Annotated in this window: 19 protein-coding genes; 8 read left to right on the top strand and 11 right to left on the bottom strand. The window is 70.0% G+C overall.

Annotated features, from left to right (window positions below; all coding sequences use genetic code 11):
• The first annotated feature begins 25 nt into the window (after window positions 1-25).
• The 7 genes from E4191_RS17650 to E4191_RS17615 all read left to right on the top strand — a co-directional run bounded on the left by E4191_RS17650 (window position 26) and on the right by E4191_RS17615 (window position 6842).
• Complete coding sequence (locus E4191_RS17650) at window positions 26-502, top strand: TRAP transporter small permease (protein WP_135819025.1); 477 nt, start codon at window positions 26-28, stop codon at window positions 500-502.
• A complete protein-coding gene (locus E4191_RS17645) occupies window positions 499-1776 on the top strand; it encodes a TRAP transporter large permease (RefSeq protein WP_139615777.1) in 1278 nt (425 codons plus the stop codon). The genes E4191_RS17650 and E4191_RS17645 overlap by 4 nt, the downstream gene beginning before the upstream one ends.
• Window positions 1773-2789: a Gfo/Idh/MocA family protein gene (locus E4191_RS17640; RefSeq protein WP_139615776.1), complete on the top strand. Its 1017-nt coding sequence runs from the start codon at window positions 1773-1775 to the stop codon at window positions 2787-2789. Before E4191_RS17645 ends, E4191_RS17640 begins: the two co-directional genes overlap by 4 nt.
• Window positions 2786-4777, top strand: a complete 1992-nt coding sequence (locus E4191_RS17635; RefSeq protein WP_139615775.1) for a hypothetical protein — start codon at window positions 2786-2788, stop codon at window positions 4775-4777. Before E4191_RS17640 ends, E4191_RS17635 begins: the two co-directional genes overlap by 4 nt.
• A complete protein-coding gene (locus E4191_RS17630; protein ID WP_135816668.1) occupies window positions 4764-5510 on the top strand; it encodes a transcriptional regulator NanR in 747 nt (248 codons plus the stop codon). Before E4191_RS17635 ends, E4191_RS17630 begins: the two co-directional genes overlap by 14 nt.
• Window positions 5511-6132: 622 nt before the next feature.
• Entirely contained in the window at window positions 6133-6468 is a 336-nt protein-coding gene (locus E4191_RS17620; protein ID WP_135816667.1) for a response regulator, read from the top strand.
• Window positions 6469-6581: 113 nt separating this feature from the next.
• Entirely contained in the window at window positions 6582-6842 is a 261-nt protein-coding gene (locus E4191_RS17615; protein ID WP_139615774.1) for a hypothetical protein, read from the top strand.
• Window positions 6843-6982: 140 nt separating this feature from the next.
• Here E4191_RS17615 and E4191_RS17610 read toward each other — a convergent pair whose 3' ends face one another.
• Window positions 6983-8647, bottom strand: coding sequence for a mechanosensitive ion channel family protein (locus tag E4191_RS17610; protein WP_139615773.1), 1665 nt, complete (start codon window positions 8645-8647; stop codon window positions 6983-6985).
• A 262-nt stretch (window positions 8648-8909) separates the two neighbouring features.
• On the opposite strand from E4191_RS17610, the gene E4191_RS17605 reads away from it, so the two are divergent.
• Entirely contained in the window at window positions 8910-10001 is a 1092-nt protein-coding gene (locus E4191_RS17605) for an extracellular catalytic domain type 1 short-chain-length polyhydroxyalkanoate depolymerase (protein ID WP_228461832.1), read from the top strand.
• Window positions 10002-10016: 15 nt separating this feature from the next.
• On the opposite strand, the gene E4191_RS17600 is transcribed toward E4191_RS17605, so the two are convergent.
• From E4191_RS17600 to E4191_RS17555, 10 genes are all read right to left on the bottom strand, one after another.
• The gene (locus tag E4191_RS17600; protein WP_135816665.1) at window positions 10017-10712 is read right to left on the bottom strand and encodes a response regulator transcription factor; all 696 of its coding nucleotides are present in this window, start codon (window positions 10710-10712) and stop codon (window positions 10017-10019) included.
• A 10-nt stretch (window positions 10713-10722) separates the two neighbouring features.
• On the bottom strand, window positions 10723-12456 hold the full coding sequence (locus tag E4191_RS17595) for a sensor histidine kinase (protein ID WP_139615772.1): 1734 nt from the start codon (window positions 12454-12456) through the stop codon (window positions 10723-10725).
• Window positions 12457-12505: 49 nt separating this feature from the next.
• Entirely contained in the window at window positions 12506-13243 is a 738-nt protein-coding gene (locus tag E4191_RS17590) for a calcium-binding protein (RefSeq protein WP_139615771.1), read from the bottom strand.
• A gap of 185 nt (window positions 13244-13428) precedes the next feature.
• Window positions 13429-13692 (bottom strand): hypothetical protein, encoded by a 264-nt coding sequence (locus E4191_RS17585; protein ID WP_139615915.1) that lies wholly within the window; start codon window positions 13690-13692, stop codon window positions 13429-13431.
• 213 nt (window positions 13693-13905) lie between these two features.
• Window positions 13906-14706 (bottom strand): phosphonate ABC transporter, permease protein PhnE, encoded by an 801-nt coding sequence (gene phnE / locus E4191_RS17580; protein WP_407947087.1) that lies wholly within the window; start codon window positions 14704-14706, stop codon window positions 13906-13908.
• A 17-nt stretch (window positions 14707-14723) separates the two neighbouring features.
• On the bottom strand, window positions 14724-15527 hold the full coding sequence (phnE, locus tag E4191_RS17575; protein ID WP_135816661.1) for a phosphonate ABC transporter, permease protein PhnE: 804 nt from the start codon (window positions 15525-15527) through the stop codon (window positions 14724-14726).
• A complete protein-coding gene (gene phnC / locus E4191_RS17570) occupies window positions 15524-16348 on the bottom strand; it encodes a phosphonate ABC transporter ATP-binding protein (protein ID WP_135816660.1) in 825 nt (274 codons plus the stop codon). Before phnC ends, phnE (E4191_RS17575) begins: the two co-directional genes overlap by 4 nt.
• Before the next feature lie 73 nt (window positions 16349-16421).
• On the bottom strand, window positions 16422-17372 hold the full coding sequence (phnD, locus tag E4191_RS17565) for a phosphate/phosphite/phosphonate ABC transporter substrate-binding protein (RefSeq protein ID WP_139615769.1): 951 nt from the start codon (window positions 17370-17372) through the stop codon (window positions 16422-16424).
• 195 nt (window positions 17373-17567) lie between these two features.
• Window positions 17568-18314, bottom strand: a complete 747-nt coding sequence (locus tag E4191_RS17560) for a YoaK family protein (protein ID WP_139615768.1) — start codon at window positions 18312-18314, stop codon at window positions 17568-17570.
• A 152-nt stretch (window positions 18315-18466) separates the two neighbouring features.
• Window positions 18467-19255: a cell wall hydrolase gene (locus E4191_RS17555; RefSeq protein ID WP_139615767.1), complete on the bottom strand. Its 789-nt coding sequence runs from the start codon at window positions 19253-19255 to the stop codon at window positions 18467-18469.
• Window positions 19256-19345: the final 90 nt, after the last annotated feature.

Below are 19345 nucleotides of genomic sequence, written 5' to 3'. Positions count from 1 at the left end.
CCCGCCCGTCACATCGGAGCCGATCATGACACATGTCGAGGCCTTGGCCGAGGGGATCGTCCGGCTGGCGCACAACCTGGCGGCGCTGCTGCTGGCGGTGGCGACCGGGCTGGTCTTCTTCCAGGTCGTCACGCGGTTCGGTCTGGGCCATGCGGCCGGCTGGTCCGAGATCCTGGCCCGCGGACTGATCATCTGGTCGACGCTGCTGGTCGCCGCCGCCGGCTTCCGGCTTGGCGCGATGATCCCCATCGATTTCATCCGCAGCCTGCTGCCGCCCCGCGCGCAGATCTGGGTGATCCGGCTGGTCACCCTTCTGACGCTGGTCCTGCTGGCGGTGCTGATCTGGCAGGGCTGGGCGATGACCCTGCGCGTGCAGGGACAGCGCGTGGCGATGATGGGCGTGTCGATGAGCTGGTTCTATGCCGCCATTCCCCTCGGCGCGCTGATGGCCGTGCCCGGCGTGCTGCTGCGCCATCTGGATCAGGAAAGGGACACCCCGTGAACTCCGCCCTCGCTGCCGGCCTTGTCGCCCTGTTCACGCTGTCGGTGCCGGTGGCGGTGTCCATCGCGCTGGCCTCGGTCATCGCGATCCACTTCTTTTCCAACCTGCCGCTGCTGGTCGTGCCGCAGAAGATGTTCACCGGGCTGGACAGCTTTCCGCTGATGGCGGTGCCCTTCTTCATCTTGGCGGGCGCGATCATGACGCAGGGCGGCATCTCGGCGCGGCTGGTCGAGCTGGTGAAGTCGCTGGTGGGCAATGTGCAGGGGGGGCTGGCCTGCTGCTGCGTGCTGACCTGCATGCTGTTCGCGGCGATCTCGGGGTCGTCGGTGGCGACCACCTTCGCGGTGGGCTCGATCCTGATCCCGGCGATGCTGAAGCACGGCTATCCGGTGGGCATGGCGGGGGCGATCCAGGCCTCGTCGGCGGAGCTGGGGGTGATCATCCCGCCCTCGGTGCCGCTGATCCTCTATGCGGTGTCGACCGAGACCTCGATCACCCGGCTGTTTCTGGCGGGGCTGGTGCCGGGGCTGCTGATCGCCGCGGGGCTGGTGGTGATGGTGCAGATCTGGTGCCGCGCGACCGGCCACGGGCGGCAGGACGGCGCCGGGCGCCAGCCGGTCTGGCCCGCGCTGCGCCGCGCCTTCGGGGCGCTTCTGATGCCGCTGATCATCGTCGGCGGCATCTATGGCGGCGTCTTCACGCCGACCGAGGCCGCGGCGGTCTCGGTCGTCTATGCGCTGCTGCTGTCGATCCTGGTCTATCGCGAGCTGCACTGGCGCGACCTGCCCGCCATCTTCCGCGCGGCGGCGGTGTCCTCGGGCGCGGTGATGCTGATCATCTCGGCCGCGGCGCTGTTCAGCTTTCTCATCAGCCTGTCGGGCCTGCCCGGCGCGGTCGGCACCTGGAGCCAGGAGAATTTCGGCTCGGCCCTGACTTTCCTTCTGGGCGTCAACCTGCTGCTGCTGGTCGTGGGCATGTTCATCGAGACCTCGGCCGCGATCCTGGTGCTGGCGCCGATCCTGACCCCGGTGGCCATCGGCTTCGGCATCGACCCGGTGCATTTCGGCATCGTCATCGTGGTCAACCTGGCGCTTGGCATGATCACGCCGCCCCTTGGGGTGAACCTGTTCGCCGCCGCCGCCGTGGCGCGGGTGCCGGTGCAGGCGCTGTTCGGCGCGCTGCTCTGGCCGATCCTGACGGTGCTGATCGCGCTTGCGCTGATCACCTACCTGCCGGTGATCTCGCTTGGCCTGGGCTGGTGGATGATGCCATGAAGGGCGCCCTAATCGGCTGCGGCTTCTTTGCGCAGAACCAGATGCAGGCTTGGCAGGCCATCGACGGCGTGCGGATCACCGCCATCTGCGACCGCGATCCGGTTCGGCTGGCCGAAACCGCCGCGCGCTTCGGCGTCGCGCGGACCTATGCCGATGCCGGGGCGATGCTGGCGGCCGAGGATCTGGATTTCGTCGACATCGCCACCACCGTCGCCGCGCATCGCCCGCTGGTCGAGGCGGCGGGGCAGGCGGGCCTGCACGCCATCTGCCAAAAGCCCTTCGCCGAGACGATGGCCGACGCCCGCGCCATGGTCGAGGCGATGGACCGCGCGGGCCGGACCCTGATGGTGCACGAGAACTTTCGCTGGCAGGCGCCCGTCCGCGCGGCGATCATGGCCCTGAGGGGCGGCGCGGTGGGCCGGCCCTTCTTCGGGCGCTTCAGCTTCCGGTCGGGCCATGACGTGTTTTCCGGCCAGCCCTATCTGGCCACGGATCCGCGCTTCATCATCCAGGACCTGGGCATCCACATCCTGGACATCGCCCGCGCGGCCCTGGGCGACGCGACGCGGCTGGCCGCCAGCACCGCGCGCATCAACCCCGCCATCCGGGGCGAGGATGTGGCGACGATCCTGCTGGACCATGCGGGCGGCGCGACCTCGGTCGTCGACTGCTCCTATGCCACGCGGCGCCAGCCCGAGACCTTCCCCCAGACCCTGATCGAGGTCGAGGGCAGCGCGGGCACGCTGCGGCTGGATGCGGGCTATCGCCTGGTGATCCAGCGCGACGGCGCGGCCGAGGAGATCCGCGATGTGGCCCCGCCGCTTCTGCCTTGGGCGACGCCGCCGTGGCACAACATCCAGCACAGCGTGCAGGTCATCCAGCAGCATTTCGTCGACTGCCTGCGGGGGGGCGGCACCCCCGAAACCTCGGGGCAGGACAACCTGCAGACGCTGGCGCTGGTCGAGGCCGCCTATGCCTCGGCCGCGGCCGGCAGCCGGATCGCGCTGCCATGACCGATCCGCGCAGCCTCGCCGGCACCGACCAGCCGCAGCCCGACCGCCGCAGCCTGTCCTGCGGCCCCTCCCGCGTCACGCTGGAGGAGGGCCGGTTGCGCCACCTGCGCGTGGACGGGGTGGAGGCGATCCGCGGGCTGGCCTTCCTGGTCCGCGACCGCGATTGGGGCACCGTCGCGCCGCGGATCAGCGACTTGCGGATCGACGAGACGCCCCGGGCCACCCGCGTCACCTATCGTGCCGATCACGATCTGGACGCGGGCCTGTCGGCGCGGGTCACGGTGCAGCTGACCGCCCAAGGGCTCGACGCCCGGGTGCAGGCGGTGGCGGCGGGAGAGGTCTGGACGAACCGCGCGGGGTTTACCCTGCTGCACCCGATCCTGGGCGTGGCGGGCGCGCCGCTGCAGGTCGATCATGCCGACGGCACCCGGACAAGCGGGCAGTTCCCCGACCTGATCGCGCCGTGGCAGCCCTTCCGCGACATCGTCGCCCTGACCCATCAGGCCGGACCCTGGCGCATCGCCTGCCGCTTCATCGGCGATGTCTTCGAGATGGAGGACCAGCGTCAATGGGGCGACGCCTCGTTCAAGACCTACAACCGCCCGCTGGCCCTGCCTTGGCCCTACCGGCTGACCCCGAAGGCAGGGCTGGACCAGTCCGTCTCGATCCGCTGGTGGCAGGCGGAGGGCGCCGGGCTGAGTCCTGTCGATGGGTCGCGGCGGGAGGATGCCGCTGTCCCGACCGCCCTGACCCCGCCCGCGGAAGGCTCGGGGCCGACGCCTGAAAGCCGGGCCGAGCCATCCCTCTCGACCCGTCACGGCCCGGCATCCGACAGGCCGCTGGCGCAGACCCGGCCACGCACGCCCCTGCAGACCGCGCCGCCGCATCCGCGCTTTCCGAAGACCGCGCTTCTGCTGACCGGCGCCGATGCCCGGCGCGCGGCGGCCGACCCCGGCGCCCTGCGGAGCCTCGCGCCGCAGCGCCTGCTGTGCCATCTGAACACCGGTGCGGGCGATCTTGCCGCCGATCTGCAGGCCTTCGCCGCCCTGCAGGCGGTCCATCCCGGCCCCGCGTACGATCTGGAACTGATCGCCGCCTGCCCCCCGGACGGCGATCTTGATGCCGAGTTCCGCGCCTATGCCGATGCGCTGGCCGCCTCGGGGCTGCGGGCCGCCGCGATCATGGTCACGCCCGCCGTTGACCGCCAGTCGACCCCGCCGGGGTCCGACTGGCCCGCCTGCCCGCCGCTGGCCCAGATTTATGCCGCCGCCCGCCGCGCCCTGCCGGGCCTTCCCTTGGGCGGCGGCAGCGCCAGCTTCTTTCCCGAACTGAACCGCAAGCGCCCGCCCGCGGAGCTGCTTGATTTTGTCACTCACGGTCTCTGCCCCATCGTTCATGCCGCCGACGACGCCTCGGTCATCGAGACACTGGAGGCGGTGCCCCAGATCCTCGCCTCCGTCCGCGCCATCGCCGGCGCGGCCCAGTACCGGCTTGGCCCCTCGACCATCGCCATGCGCCACAACCCCTATGGCAGCCGCACCGTGCCCAATCCCGACCGCCGGCGCATCTGCCTGTCAGATGACGACCCGCGCCAAGACGCCGCCTTCGCCGCGGCCTGGACCTGCGGGCTGGCCACCGCGCTGGCCCGGGCCGGGCTGACCGTCTGGACCCCCGCCGAGCTGTACGGCCCGCGCGGCCTCGTCAGGACTGACGGCTCGCTGCGCCCCGTGGCGGCGGTCGTCGCGGCCCTATCGGTGCGGGCGGGTCATCCGGTCCACGCGGCGCACATCATGGATGACCTTGCATTGCTGCATCTGGGGGACGAGGTGATCGTCGCCAACCTGTCCCCGCAGGCCCGCACGATGGCGGACGGCATGTCGCTGCCCGGCTTCGGCTGGCAGATCCTGCCCGCCGGGCAGTTGCCTTGGCCCCCCATCGCGCATAGGTCGGGGATGTCGCGACAGGAGGGTCAGGATGAGCAGGAATAGCAACGGACAGGCCCCCGATCGCATCCTGCGGCGCAAGCTGTCCGATCAGGTGTTCGAACGCCTGCGCGACCTGATGGCCAGCGGAGAGTTGGCGCCCGGCGCGCCCATGCCCTCCGAGCGGGATCTGATGGAGCGCTTCGGCGTCGGGCGCCCCGCCGTGCGCGAGGCCTTGCAGCACATGCAGTCGATGGGCCTCATCACCATCAACCACGGAGAGCGCAGCCGCGTGAACGCGCTGAGCGCCGACAGCGTCCTGAACCGGGTGGACGACGTGGCACGGATGCTGCTGTCCTCCGAACCCGACCAGCTGGACCATCTGAAGGAGGCGCGGCGCATGTTCGAATGCGGCCTCGTCCGCGTCGCGACCGGGTCGGCCACGCCTGAGGATCTGCAGGATCTGCACGCGCTGATCGACCGCCAGAGCGCCTGCATCGGCGATGCGGCCCAGTTCGTGACGCTGGACATCGCCTTTCACAACCGCATCGCGGCGATCACGGGCAACCCGATCCTGGTGGCGACCAGCCAGTCGATGCTGCGCTGGTTGTTCCAGTATCACGGGGTCCTGCTGCACTGGTCCGGCAAGGAAGAGGTCACCCTGACCGAACATCGCGACATGGCGGACCTGATCGGGCATGGCGATCCCGATGCCGCCGTTCGCGCGATGCAGGCCCATCTGGACCGCTCCAACCTGCTCTACGTCCATCCTCAGGGTCAGGCCGCGGCGCAGGTATGACCCGAGGGGCCCTCCCTGCCGGACGGATCGTCTGCGCTCCGGCAGCCGCGTCACGTCGATGGCGCCTCGGCCAGGATGGGGAGCAGGCGAGGCAGATGCACCGCCCCGCTGCAACCTTGCCGTCCGACCGCATCGAACGAGGGACGCGAGGGGCGAGGACCGCAGGGTCGCTGACGGGCGATCCGGCCCGCCAGCATGTCCCCGACCACAGATCACGCCCGGCATCCCGTCAGAACTCGTACAGCTGCGCCGCAGCCTCGCTTCGCCCCGCGACAACCCGCAAGGGTCGGGCCCATGGTCGACAGGGCTTGGACGACCCCCTTGCGGCCGACCGACCGGTGCCCGTCCCTTGCCGCTGACCCGAAAGCCCGAGATGTCATGCAGCAGATCCTCGGCTCGCTGCTGCAGCGAGACGGCGGCTGCGTTCGTCTCTTCCGCGACGGCGGCGTTCTGCTGGGTGACCTGGTCCAGCTGGTTCACGCCGGCATTGAACTCGGACAGGCCGACCGACTGCTCGTTGGCGGCCCGGGCAATGACGGAGACCTGTTCGGACACCTCCCGGGCGCGCCCGAGGATCAGATCCAAGCTTTCGCCCGTCCGTCCCACCAGCGCGGATCCCGCCATGACCAGCGCCGCGCTGTCCAAAACCAGCGCCTTGATCTCGCGTGCGGATTCCGAGGCCGATGGCGAGACAGCGTTTCGCAGGCTGGCGGCGGCGCCGGTCCACCTGGTCATCTCGGACTACAACATGCCGGGCATGGACGTCCTGGCCCTATTGGAGGCGCTGCGCGGGAACCCCGGCACGCAACGGGTGGGCTTCATCCTGATCACCGGCACCGCTACCCGCGAGATGATCGAGCCGGGTCAGAAGGCCGGCATGAACAACTTCATCGCCAAACCCTTCACCGAGGAGGCGCTCTTGCGCTGCATCGAAACCGTGACTGAAAAGCTGCAGTGACGCCGGCGCAGCAGGGGGTCTGACCCCAGTCCCTGAAGAAAGTCCTGACCCGCGCCGCCGCTGAGGCGCAGCATATCTACGACGACTTGGCGGAACTGGACACCGCCCTAGGCATGGCACTGGGCCATCTGCCACCCGCAGTCCTGGCCCTTCTGCAGCGGGCGGATCTGCTGCGCCAGGAGGCCGATGGGCTGGCGCGGTTTCTGGGCCGTCTGGCCGAGGACGCGTCGCCGGGCACATCCTGCAACCCGTCGCCGGCCCTGCAGCTGTCCCTGCAGCAGCAGATCGGCCGGTTGTCGGGGGCGGCATGCGTCAAGGTGGTGGACCACGGCAGCGAGATCTGGCCCGAGGATGTCGCCAGGGGGCCGTTGTGAGATTGCCGGCGCTGGCGGAGACCAGACCCGCGACAGGGACGCGGATGCGCGCATTCCGCGCGATGACGGTCCCGGATGCCGCCCGTGACACATCGCAGGGGCCGCGTCAGATGCTGGCAAGATCTGCGGGCCCCATGCGATCAGGCCGCCCCGGCTGCGGCGGCCGATGCGAAGATCGGGGTCCCGCTGTCCCTCTCCATCTGCGCCGCCCGGGCGACCAGCTTCTCGCGCACGGCGCAAGCCACCTCCCACGAGGAGTTCGGATCGGCGCAAGGGATGCTGAACCAGACCTCGATCCCGAAGATGTCCTGCTCGGCCACATTGACGCTGGATCCGTCCAGATCGCCCAGGTTTTGGCCGATCTCCAGGGTGGCCACGTGGTCCAGGACCTCGTCGAACACCCTGCGCAGGGCATCGATATCGGCATGCGGGTCCAGCTTCAGCTTGAGGACCCGCAGCATGGCCGGGTCCTGAAGGGTCCAGTTCGAGAATGTCTCGGAGGCGAACTCCTCGACCGGCACGATCAGCCGCGTGCTGTCCCAGTTGCGCAGCTGCACGAAGGTCATGTTGATCCGCTCGACATGGCACAGCTCGCCCTTGTAGACGACACGGTCGCCGACCCGGGCCGACTGGTTCAGCGCGATCTGCAGCGAGGCCATGATGTTGCCCAGCACATTGCGCGCGGCAAAGCCCAGCACGATCGTCACCGCCCCCGCCGAGGCCAGAAGCGACAGGCCCAGATTGCTGGCCAGATCGGCCGAGGACAGGACCACCCCGGCGCCGATCAGGAAGACCACGACCACCAGCACCCGCCGCGCCGCGTTCAGGCGGGTCGCAAGGACGCGGGATTCGGCCTGCTTGGCCAGGGTCAGGTCGACATCCTCGCCCGGCGCGACCAGGCCGTTCAGCAGCGCCTCGATGCTGCTGACGATGAAGAGCAGCGCGGCCGTCACGAAGCCGGTCGCGATGGCGGGGGCCAGGAACACGTCGATCCGGCCCGAGAAGACGAAGACGTTGCTGGTGACCCACCAGATCAGCCCCGTCACGCTGGCGATGATCAGCGGCTTGGACGAGGCCGCAAGGATGCCCGTCGCGATCCGCCCCTGCGCATGGCGCCGCGCCAGCCTGAGGGTCCGGTGCACGGTCCAGCCCAAAAGAACGGCCGCGACGATCAGCACTGGCAGGCCGATCCATTCCCACCGCATCAGGCCGCCGACGGTCTTCGTGCGCATCGCCTCGGGCAGGGCCAGCTCGAATTGCGAGGGGCCGTACATCTCGTGCAGGGCGGGCACGTGGCGGACGGTCTCGACCGGAAAGACCCAGACCGGCTGGTCCGTTCCCTCGGGCTGCAGGCGGTTCAGGCGGATCTCGACCGGGGCCACGTCCAGGGGCAGGTCGCGCAGCAGCAGCGACCGGCGGGGATCGCCGGCGGTGGCCTCGGTGTCGCCGCCCTGGATCTGCAGCGCGTCGGGACGGTTCAGCAGCGCGGACCAGTCCAGCACCGCCTTGCGGTCGATGACGTCATAAAGGTGATGGGCCAGACGCGGCCCCTCGGCGGCCTGCCGCGACGGCGGCAGCTCGCCCAGATCGAGCAGATGCGCGGCGGCGGACCAATCCTCGTCATCGGCGGCCCGCAGAAAGCTGGCCATCGCGGCCCGCGGAGTGTCGCGGTCGATCCGGTCGGGCACGGGGCCAAGGCCGGTGTTCAGCGCGGGGGTTTCGAAGACGGCATCCTGCGCAAGGGCGGGAAGGCCGGCGGTCGCCACGATCAGAAGAAGGGCGAGGGACTTGCGTATGCGGATCATGGGTGTCAAGCGCGCTCACGCCTGTAATGTTCCGCCCCTGCCCGGGCGGCGGCAAGATCGTCCGCGGGGGGCGCGTCGCCCGCATGCCGGCCCGGCAGCGCAAGGGCGGCAGGCCGCGGCCCGGATGACGGATTTGCACATGCCGCAGGCCGATGGCCGCCGGCATGGCTGCCTTGCGCGCGGGAACCGTCTTTGCGCCTTGCCGCGGCCCTGCAGAGGTGCCACCTCGAACAGGGGCCATGTCGCAGAAAGAGCCGTCCGCGTGAGCAAGAGCATGTTTTCCGCCTCCAGGGGCCGTCGAAAGAAGGCCGCAGCCCCGGTTGCCGCCCGGATGATGGCCGCATTCTTCCGCTCGGCCCTGAAGGTGCCCGCGCTGGTGCTGACGCCCGCCAAGGCGTCGAAGCCCGCGACAAAGGCCAAGGCCAGGACGGCGGCGGTCAAGGCCCCGGCCCGCCCACGTCTGGTGACGGCCCCGGCGCGGGCGTCGTTTCGCACCCTGACCCATGACTGCGCCTTCGGGCAGCGCGGCTACAAGATCTATACCCCGGCCTCGGCGGCGGGGTCCGCGGATCCCTTGCCGGTGCTGGTCATGCTGCATGGCTGCGGCCAGACGCCGGACGATTTCGCCAAGGGCACCCGCATGAACGCGCTGGCCGAGGAGTTCCGGATGCTGGTCGTCTATCCCGCGCAGACGCGCGAGGCGCATCCCAAGCGGTGCTGGAACTGGTTCCAGCCCGGCGACCAGCACCGGGGCGCCGGAGAGCCCGCGCTGTTGGCCAGCCTGACCCGCGAGGTGCTGCAGCAGAACCCGGCGGATCCGGCACGGGTCTATGTGGCGGGGCTGTCGGCGGGGGGATCGGCGGCCTTGGTGCTGGCGCAGGCCTATCCCGACCTGTTCGCGGGCGTGGGCGTTCATTCCGGCCTGCCCGTGGGCGCGGCGCAGGGCAAGGCCTTTGCCATGACGGCGATGGGGCAGGGCAATCCCGGCATTCCCAGCCCGCATCCGGTTCCGACCATCATCTTCCACGGCAGCAAGGACCATGTCGTGAACGCCCGAAACGGCCGTTTCGTGGCCCTCCGGGCGCTGGAGCCCTTCGCCTATCTGCGCGAGACGCAGCAGAAGCGGCAGGTCCCCAAGGGCCGCAGCTATGTCCGCACCAGCCATCGCGTGGGCCAGGGGCGTGCCTTCGTCGAGCACTGGCTGATCGAGGGCAGCGGGCATGCCTGGTCTGGCGGCTCTCCGGCGGGGCGCTTCGTCGATCCGTCGGGCCCCGACGCCTCGCGCGAGATGGTCCGCTTCCTGCTGCGCCACCGGACGACGATCCGCAAGCGCCGGATGCAGTTCGCCGCCTGAGGCAGGGCCGCAGGTTCAGCCCTCCGGCATCTCCGCCTCTGCCGAGATCACGTAGCCCGCGCCGCGCATCGTGTGCAGCAGGGGGGCCGCGTCGGCCTCGTCCAGCTTGCGGCGCAGATAGCGGATATAGACCTCGACGACCTTGGTGCCCGGCTCGAAGCCCAGGCCCCAGACCGCGTTCAGCAGCTGCGTCCGGCTGACCACCGCCCCGGCATTCTCCATCAGATAGCGCAGCAGCGCATATTCGCGCGGCGTCAGGTCCAGGCGGCGCCCGCCCCGGGTCACGCGGCGGGTGATCGGGTCCAGCACCAGATCGCCCACGCGCAATTCGGATTCGTGGCGGCGCAGCTCGCCGCGCCGCAGCAGCGCCTCGATCCGGGCCACGAACTCGTCGAAGGAAAAGGGCTTGGCCAGATAGTCGTCGGCCCCGGCCCGCAGCCCGCCGATGCGGTCGCCCAGGGCGTCGCGCGCGGTCAGCATCAGGATGCGGATATCGACATGCTCGGAACGAAGCTGGCGGCAGATCTCGATCCCGTCCATGTCGGGCAGCATCCGGTCCAGGATCACCAGGCTGAAATCGCCGCGCCGCGCCAGGGCCAGCCCGTCCAGGGCGGTTGTCGCCACCTCGACGGCGTGGCCCTCGGCCTCCAGCCCGCTGCGGACGAAGCGGGCGATCCGGGGGTCGTCCTCGACCAGCAGCAGCTGCGCCATGATGGCCTCCTCAGTCCTTCAGGGGCAGGCGGATCGACACGAGGGTCCGCCCGCCGGTGCTGGTCAGCGCGATCGCGCCCTTGTGCGTCTCGACGATCCATTTGGCAATGGACAGGCCCAGCCCGCTGCCCTCGACCTCGCCCGGCAGGACGTTGCGGCCGCGATGGAAGCGGCTGAAGATGAAAGGCAGGTCGGCCGGGGGGATCGTCGGCCCGTCATTGGCCAGGGTGAAGACCGCCACCGGTCCCTCGCGAACCAGCCGCAGGCCGATCACCGTGCCCGGATCGGCATATTTCACGGCATTGTCGATCACGATCAGCAGCGCCTGGCCAAGGCGCCCCGCATCTGCATCCACGGTGACGGGCGCGTCGGGGATCCGGATGTCGAACTCGACCGCGCGGTCGCGGCCCAGGATGCGGGCCTCGGCCAGCATCACATCGACCACGTCCCGCAGGTCCAGGGGCTCGATGTCGAACCGGACGGCGCCGACCTCGGCGCGGGCCAGGAACAGCAGGTCCTCGACCAGCCGACCCATCTGGCGCGCGATCTCGGCCACCCGCGACAGGGCCTCGCGGCGCACGCCATCCGACTGGCCCGACCGCAGCGCCACCTCGGCCTCGCCGCGCAGGACGGTCAGGGGCGTGCGCAGCTCGTGGCTGATATCGGCGAAGAACAGCATCCGCATCTGGTCCAGGCGCTGCAGCCGGGCATTGGCCTCGGCCAGCTCGGCGGTGCGGCGCGCGACCTCGTCCTCCAGCCCCGCCTGCACCTCCAGCAGCCGCTGCTTCTCGGTGCCGAGCCGGTCGGCCGAGCGGTTGACCTGCCGCGCCAGATCGCCCAGCTCTCCGGGCAGGTCCTCGTCCAGCCGCACGGCGAAATCGCCCGCCCCGATGGCGCGGGTGGCGGCGACAAAGCGCGCCAGCGGCCGCCGGAGGCTGCGGGTCAGGCCGAAGCCCGCCAGCACCGCGATGATCACCGTCGCGCTGCAGACCGTCGCCACGAACCAGGTCAGCCGCGCCTGCAGCCGGTTGGTCCGCTCTTCGATGCGGCGCAGCTCGGCCTCCTCCTCCTGCAGCGAGGCAGCGACCAGGCGTTCCAGCTCGGCGTCCAGGCCCTCCTCGATCGAGTTGCGGAACAGCACGATGGCCTCGTCCGTCCGGTCGTCCTCGCGCAGCAGCAGCAGGCGCTGCGCTGTCCGGTCGATTTGTTCGAACAGCGACCGCATCTGCGCGGCGCGGATCCGTTCGTAGCGCTTGATCGCGGCGTCGGCGGGATCGCGGATCAGCGCGATCTCCTGCTCGATCAGGCGCTGCAATTCGGTCAGCCCGGCATCGACCTGGGCGCGGGCATCGGTGAAGTCGTCGATGACCGTGCGGCCCAGCAGCAGCAGTTCGGCGATGTTCTCGGAATAGCGGTTCAGGTGCCCCGACAGCCGGACGATGGTGCTCAGCTGGCGGCCCGCGACGCGATCGCGGTCGATGTAATAGTCCAGCCGCTCGATGGCGAACAGCGTGGCCGCGGCGCTGATCCCCAGGGCCGCGACGACGATCGCCTGGAAGACCGCGACCCGCGCGCCCAAGGTGGGGCGCCACCCGGCCAGGGCCGCCGGCAGGAAGCCCAGAAGGGCGCCCAGCCTGCGGGCCCCGCCCCGGACGGGATCGCGCGGGGACAGGGTGACGTCGGCGGGGGGATCCGGCTCTGCCATCTTCGCCTTCATGGACCGGGCGGTCAGAGACATCGTCATCCCACCCCCCGGGCCGTCTGGTCAAGGGCCGGCAGCGGTCGCCGCGGGTTCAGAAGATGAAGTCGTCGCTGTCTAGGCTGGACCGGCGGACATCCTCCAGCCGGACCGTGCCCTCGGCGAAGGTGAAGACGACGTCGTCGCCCACCTGCCGCGCGCGGGCCATGGCCTGCGAGAAATTGCCGACCGAGGCCAGCGCCGACAGGTCAAGATCGTCGTCGCCGCTTTCAAAATCGGTGATCCGGTCGCTGCCGCTGGAAAAGACGAAGCGGTCCCCGCCATCGCCGCCGGTCAGGATGTCGTTGCCCGCGCCGGCAATCAGCACGTCGTTGCCCTCGCCGCCCGTCAGGATGTCGTTCCCGGCGCCGCCGTTCAGGGTGTCGTTGCCTTCGCCGCCGATCATCGTGTCGCGCCCGGTGCCGCCCGACATCCGGTCGTCGCCCTCGCCGCCGTTCAGGTAATCGTCGCCGCTGCCGCCATCCAGCGTGTCATTGCCCTCGCCCAGAGAGATGCGGTCGTTGCCCGCCCCGCCATAGGCGGCGTCGTTGCCGCTTTCGTCGGTGATGACGTCATTGCCCGCATCGCCCCACATGCGGTCCTCGCCCTTGCCGCCCGCGATCGTGTCGGCGCCGTCGCCGCCATAGATCCGGTCCTCGTCATCATCGCCGAACAGGCGGTCGTTGCCGCCCAAGCCCCGCAGCAGATCCGCGCTGTCGCGTCCGCGGATCACATCGGCCAGGGCCGTGCCGGTCAGGGTGTTCGCCTCGTCGTTGCCGTTGATGGTCGCCATGATATCCTCCTGTGCGCGATGCCCGGTCGCCGGATCGGCCTGCGGGCTCTCGGTCGGAAGCTAGGGCAGGCGGCGGGGTGGGCAAAGGCCGCGGCGCGGAGAGGCGGGGATTCTTCCCGAACTCTAACCTTGGCCTTACCAAGCGCGCCGGTTTCGCCGTCGGGTCGGATCAGCCGGGCGCCAGGTCAGGCCTCGCGGCGGCGGCCGATGGGGAACATGTCCTCGCCATAGTGGTGCAGCTTGACGTGATGGCGGCGGCAGAGCCACCTGACGTTCAGCGGCTCGTCATAGCGGTCGTGATGGGCGTCCACCGTCTTGGCGCCGCAGACCTCGCAGCATTGCCGGGTCAGCTGCCCCGAGCCGAGCGCGCGCTGCACCGCCAGATGGGCGCTGTACATCGCGGGATTGGCCCGGCGCCAGCTGGCCTGGCGCGTGGCGCTTTTCAGCACGGGCGGTGCATCGGGGTTCGGGACATCAAGGTTCGGGGCGTCTGGATCCGGGGCGGCGGGCGGCTTGGTCATGGATCTGGGCATCCTCTTGTCGGCGTCCTCCGCCCGGGGCGATGCCGCGCATCGCCGCAAGCGCCTGCATCCGGGGTCCCCCTAGCGTGACATCGCAAGGCCCCGCACGCAAGACCGGACCCCCTCGGGTGCCGCCGCCCCTCAGATCAGCGCCCGGCGCACCTTGGCCGAGATCCCCTCGGACACCACCACCGTGCCCAGGATCACGATCAGGATCATCGTGACCTGCGGCCAGGCCAGAGTGTTCAGCGAGGCCTGCAGCTTCAGCCCCAGCCCGCCCGCACCGACCAGCCCCAGGATGGCGCTTTCGCGGATGTTGATGTCCCACCGGAAGACCGTGATGCCCCAGAAGGTGGGCAGTACCTGCGGCACGATCGCATAGCCCACCACCTGCGCGCGGCTGGCGCCGGTGGCGGTGACGGCCTCGACCTGGCGGGCGTCGGTCTCCTCGATCGCCTCGTACAGCAGCTTGCCGATGAAGCCGATGGACCGCAGCGCGATGGCGATGATGCCCGCCAGCAGCCCCGGCCCTAGGATCGCCACCAGCAGCAGCGCCCAGATCAGCGCGTTGATCGACCGCGAGGCGACGATGACGAACATCGCCACCGGCCGCAGCAGGCGCGGCGCGGGCGAGGTGTTGCGCGCCGCCAGGAACGCCACCGGCACCGCCATCGCGACGCCCAGCATGGTGCCAAGCGTCGCCATGTTCAGCGTGTCCCACAGGGGCACCATCAGCTCGGGGACATAGGCCAGGGCGGGCGGGAACATGCGCCCGAAGATGTCCCGGGCCTGCGTGGGGGCGTCCCAGACAAAGGCCCAGATCGTGCCGCGCGTCATCACCTGCCAGCAGAAGACGAACAGCGCGACCAGCCCCAGCCAGCCCGCCCACAGCGCCAGCCGGGCGCGGGGCGTGCGAAAGGTCCAGATGCGGTTGCCCGCCAGATGCTCGGTCGCCTCGGTCACTGCAGGTGCTTTCGCAGATACGAGCTGCCGTATTCGGCCAGCAGGACGATGGCGATGATGATCAGCAGGATGGCCCCCGCGCTGTCGTATTCGTAGCGGTCGATCGAGGTGTTCAGCGTCGCCCCGATGCCGCCCGCCCCCACGATCCCGATGACCGAGCTTTCGCGGAAGTTGATGTCCAGGCGATAGACCGACAGCCCGATCAGGCGCGGCATCACCTGCGGCTGGACGGCATAGTTGATGACCTGCAGGAACCCCGCGCCGGTCGCGCGCACGGCCTCGACCTGCGCCTCGTCCAGATCCTCGATGTCGTCGGCCAGCAGCTTGGCGATGAAGCCGATGGTCGCGAAGGACAGCGTCAGGAAGCCCGCGAAGGGGCCAAAGCCGAACATGGTCACGAAGAAGATCGCGATGATGATCTCCTGCACCGCGCGGCTGACGGCGATGATCGACCGGCAGACCGCATAGATCCAGCGCGGCGCGATGTTGCGCGCAGCCCCGATGCCGATGGGGATCGAGATGGCCACCCCCACCACGGTCGAGGTCAGCGTCATCGTCAGGCTTTCGACCAGCCCGCGCGAGATGTCGCGCCAGCGGCTGGTGAAATCGGGTTGCAGGAAGCCCTCGACGAAGCGCAGGGCCCGGGACCAGCCCTCGGCCACGCGCGCCCAGTCCAGGTCCAGCGTGGCCAGCGCCGCGATGAGCCAGATCGCGAAGCCCAGCTGCAGCGCGCGGGCCAGGCGCCGGTTCCGGATGATCTGCGGCGGGCGGCGCCAGCGGGTCGGATAGGCCGCCGTCATGCCAGGACCATCGCGTCGCGGGCGGCCAGCGCCTCGCGGGTCTCGGCCTCGTCCTCGGCCTCGGCGCGGCGCATGGCGTCCCAGTCCTCGTCGCCATAGATGCGGGTCAGGGCGGTGTCGGTCAGATCCGCGGGCGTGCCGTCAAAAACCACCTGACCAGCGCGCAAGCCGACGATGCGGGGCAGGAACTGCCGGGCCAGGGCCACGTCATGGATGTTCACGATGGCGGGCAGGTCGCGCTCGGCGCAGATCTCGGTCAGAAGGCGCATAATCTGGCGGCTGGTCTTGGGGTCCAGGCTGGCGGTGGGCTCGTCGACCAGCAGCAGTTCCGGGTCCTGCGCCAGGGCCCGCGCGATGCCCACGCGCTGGCGCTGGCCGCCCGACAGCGCGTCGGCGCGCTTGTCGGCATGGTCCAGCAGGCCCACGCGGTCCAGCAGCGCATAGGCCCGCGCGATGTCGGCGGGGGGAAAGCGGCGGGTGAAACTCTGCCAGAAGCTGACATAGCCCAAGCGGCCCGACAGCACGTTCTCCATCACCGTCAGGCGTTCGACCAGCGCGTATTCCTGAAAGATCATCCCGATGCGGCGGCGCTGGCGGCGCAGCGCGCGCGGGCCCAGACCGGTTAGCTCGGTCCCGGCCAGGGTGATGCGGCCCGCGGTCGGTTCCACCAGCCGGTTGATGCAGCGGATGAGCGAGGACTTGCCCGCCCCCGACGGCCCGATCAGCCCGACGATCTGCCCCTTGGGCACCGACAGGCTGACATCGTTCACCGCCCGGTCGCCGGTCTTGTAGGTCTTGGTCAGGCCGTGAAGGTCCAGCATGGCAGGGTCCGTTCCTGGAAAGCGGGGGGCCGGGGATGCATGGCACCCCCGGCCCCGGATCGTGCGGGCGGCGTCAGCTGCAGGAATATTCCACGCCCATCGTCTCGTCGATCTGGCGCACCACGGACCAGGTCTCGGCGAAATTGATCTCGATGAACTGGGATTCGCCCGAATTGCTGAATTCCTCCTCCAGCGCGGTGCCCGACCAGTCGAAGTCGAAGAAGGCGCGGCGGATGTTCTCCTGCAGCTCGGGGGTCAGGTTGTGGGCGACGCCGTAGCCGGTCGTCGGGAAGGTTTCCGAGGTATAGAGCGTGCGGAACTGATCCTCGGTCACCACCTCGCGCTCGGTCATGCGGGTCTTGACCGAATTGGCGATGGCCGCCGCCGGATAGTCGCGATTGGCCACGCCCAGGATCGAGTTGTCATGCGCTCCCGAGAAGACCGGCTCGAAATCGGTGCCCGCGACCATGTCGTATTCCGCCTGCAGCAGCGCGGAAGGGGCCTTGAAGCCGGAGTTCGACGTCTCGGCGGTGAAGGCCATCTGCCCGCCGCGGATGTCCTCGACCTCCTGGATCTCGCTGTCGGCATGGGTGATGATTTCCATCTCATAGCCGAAGCTGCCGTCCTCGGCCGCCATCATCGCGAAGGGCCGGAAGCCCGCGCAGGCCACGGCCAGCGGGTTCGAGCCGGTGTTGAAGCCCGCGACATGCAGGCGGCCCGCGCGCATCGCCTCGATCTGGGCGGCATTGCTGTTGACCGGGAAGAACTGCACCTGCTTGCCGGTGACCTCGGCCATGTGGTCCAGGAATTCCTGCCAGACCTCGGCATAGACGGCGGGATCCTCGACCGGGGTATAGGCGAAGACCAGCGTGTCGGGATCCGACAGCTGCGCCGCGTCGGTGGGGATGTCGGCGATCATGTCGCCGTCGGCATCGGCATAGCGCGCGTCCAGCGCGAATTCGGCATGGGCGGACTGCAGGGCCAGCAGGCTGACGGTGGCGGCGGTCAGGATGGTACGGGTCATCGGTCGTCCTCGCAAGATCGGGGCGGTGGGTGTGGGGACCGGCTACGAGACGAAGACGACAGAGGGACGACAGTCCTGCGTCCGTTCCGTGACGATGCGGGGGTCGGGCGGCCTGTGTAAGTCCCGTACCAAGCGCCCCGGCGGGGCGGCGGCGGCGATGTCGGGGCGGGGTGTGACGGTTCAGCATCGGCCGGCTCAGCGCGCCCACGTCCCGATCACGCCGGGCAGGCCCAGGGCCAGAAGGGACGCCGCCAGCGGGATCGCGAACAGGAACCCCGTCAGCCCGAAGCCGATCGCCCCGAAGACGCCGCCCGCCAGGAACGCCCCCACGAGCAGCAGCAGCATGCGCAGCTTGTCCCGGTCGGCCGTCACGCCCAGGCCGGGCCGCAGGCGGCCGCAGATGGCGCGCCCGATCTCGATCCCGATATCGGTCACGATGCCCGTCGCATGGGTGGTGCGGATGCGCGCGCCCGAGATCCGGGTGATCGTCGCGTTCTGCATGCCCATGATGAAGCACAGGCAGGCCAGCGAGAAGATCCGCCCCACCTCTCCGGTCAGCAGGCCGCCCATGGAGAAGCAGCCCAGGAACACACCCTGCACGACCAGGGGCCAGGCATATTGCTGGCGGCTGGCCGCATGGCCCTGCGCCCAGGTGATCAGGATCGCGCTGAACCCGGCCCCGGCGATGAAGGCCGCGACGGCCAGCGCGCTGATCGCGACGATCCCCAGGTTCGCGATTGCGACATTGTCGGCCAGCGCGGCCAGATAGCCGGTCATGTGCGAGGTGTACTGCCCGAGCGCGAAGAACCCCCCGGCATTCGCCGCCCCCGCGATGCCCGCCAGGATCGTCGCCAGGATCAGGTCGTTGCCCGCCGACCGGCGCCGCGCGACGATCGCCCGTGCCGACCTGTAGGGATCGCGCAGCCTGCGCCGGGTCTTCATGCCCCGCCCGGCCCTCTGTCATCGCCCATCATGCCCCCGATCCCCGCCCCGACGATGTCGCGAGGCCTTGGGGCCATCCTTCGCGCGCAAGGCGATTTCAGTCAATGATATCGTGATCTTGCCAGAGGGGGCGTTCCCTCGATCGGCAGAGCCTACAGCGACAGGCGCGACCTCGGGTCGGCATAGAACACGTGGTCGTCGATGACCCGCACGCGGATCATCCGGGGCGCCCAATCCGGAGAGACGGCGGTGGTGTGATAGTGATCGGCCCCGCGCAATTCGCGCATCGGCCCCTGCAGGAACGCCTCGGCCGCGAACTGCACGGCCTTCTTCCAGGACTCCATGTCCTTGATCGGCGGATAGTCGTAGCGCGAGGTCATGAAGCTGAACTGGACCGGCACGACGCTGTCGCAGGCCGTCCGGCCCCACCGATGCGGGACCGCCGCGCGCTGCAGGATCACCGAAGCCACGGCGCGCTGGCCCAGATCGGTCTGGTCGCGCGCCTCGTGATAGATGGCGACGGCGATGCAGGTCAGGTCGCTGGCATTCTGCAGGCTGGCCGGCGGCGCGGGAATGCGCGCCCCGTCCAGGATCTGCGCGGCCGAGGGCGGGCGCGGATGCGGGCGCGTGGTGACCACGCCTGTCGGACGCGGCAGCGGCATCTGCGATCCCCGAAGGACCAGCGCAGGGTCCTGCGGGGACGGGGCGCCGGGGGTGTCCTGTGCCAGAGGGGCCGGCTGGACGACAAGCGGCGCCCAGGGGTCATAGGGGGTCGCGGCAAGCGCCAGCGGCTCGGCCGGGGCCGTGCCCCGCGCATCGGAATTCGTCCCGAGTTGCGCCTGCCCGCCCGTCACACGCTCGTCCGCCTGCGTGAACACAAGGCCGCTCGACTGCCACGCGGCGACAACGGTGAAGGCCATGGCAAGAAACGCTCGGATCATCGTTTTTTTCCTCTGGATAGGAACGCAACCGGAATCGCCGTCAGTTGTTCCGCCGCCGGGCAAGGGGACAGGGCCCGGTGAGCGATTTTC

This window comes from Paracoccus liaowanqingii, from assembly GCF_004683865.2.
Taxonomy (GTDB): domain Bacteria; phylum Pseudomonadota; class Alphaproteobacteria; order Rhodobacterales; family Rhodobacteraceae; genus Paracoccus; species Paracoccus liaowanqingii.
The sequence above is the reverse complement of the archived record's forward strand: the minus strand, read 5'-3'. Positions and strand labels throughout refer to the sequence as shown.

Bases quoted from the DNA above. Each gene is read 5' to 3' on its own strand.
- E4191_RS17650 (WP_135819025.1), top strand. From the start codon at position 26: ATGACACATGTCGAGGCCTTGGCCGAGGGGATCGTCCGGCTGGCGCAC.
- E4191_RS17640 (WP_139615776.1), top strand. From the start codon at position 1,773: ATGAAGGGCGCCCTAATCGGCTGCGGCTTCTTTGCGCAGAACCAGATG.
- E4191_RS17635 (WP_139615775.1), top strand. From the start codon at position 2,786: ATGACCGATCCGCGCAGCCTCGCCGGCACCGACCAGCCGCAGCCCGAC.
- E4191_RS17630 (WP_135816668.1), top strand. From the start codon at position 4,764: ATGAGCAGGAATAGCAACGGACAGGCCCCCGATCGCATCCTGCGGCGC.
- E4191_RS17620 (WP_135816667.1), top strand. From the start codon at position 6,133: ATGACCAGCGCCGCGCTGTCCAAAACCAGCGCCTTGATCTCGCGTGCG.
- E4191_RS17615 (WP_139615774.1), top strand. From the start codon at position 6,582: ATGGCACTGGGCCATCTGCCACCCGCAGTCCTGGCCCTTCTGCAGCGG.
- E4191_RS17610 (WP_139615773.1), bottom strand. From the start codon at position 8,647: ATGATCCGCATACGCAAGTCCCTCGCCCTTCTTCTGATCGTGGCGACC.
- E4191_RS17600 (WP_135816665.1), bottom strand. From the start codon at position 10,712: ATGGCGCAGCTGCTGCTGGTCGAGGACGACCCCCGGATCGCCCGCTTC.
- E4191_RS17595 (WP_139615772.1), bottom strand. From the start codon at position 12,456: ATGACGATGTCTCTGACCGCCCGGTCCATGAAGGCGAAGATGGCAGAG.
- E4191_RS17590 (WP_139615771.1), bottom strand. From the start codon at position 13,243: ATGGCGACCATCAACGGCAACGACGAGGCGAACACCCTGACCGGCACG.
- phnE (WP_135816661.1), bottom strand. From the start codon at position 15,527: ATGACGGCGGCCTATCCGACCCGCTGGCGCCGCCCGCCGCAGATCATC.
- phnC (WP_135816660.1), bottom strand. From the start codon at position 16,348: ATGCTGGACCTTCACGGCCTGACCAAGACCTACAAGACCGGCGACCGG.
- phnD (WP_139615769.1), bottom strand. From the start codon at position 17,372: ATGACCCGTACCATCCTGACCGCCGCCACCGTCAGCCTGCTGGCCCTG.
- E4191_RS17560 (WP_139615768.1), bottom strand. From the start codon at position 18,314: ATGAAGACCCGGCGCAGGCTGCGCGATCCCTACAGGTCGGCACGGGCG.
- E4191_RS17555 (WP_139615767.1), bottom strand. From the start codon at position 19,255: ATGATCCGAGCGTTTCTTGCCATGGCCTTCACCGTTGTCGCCGCGTGG.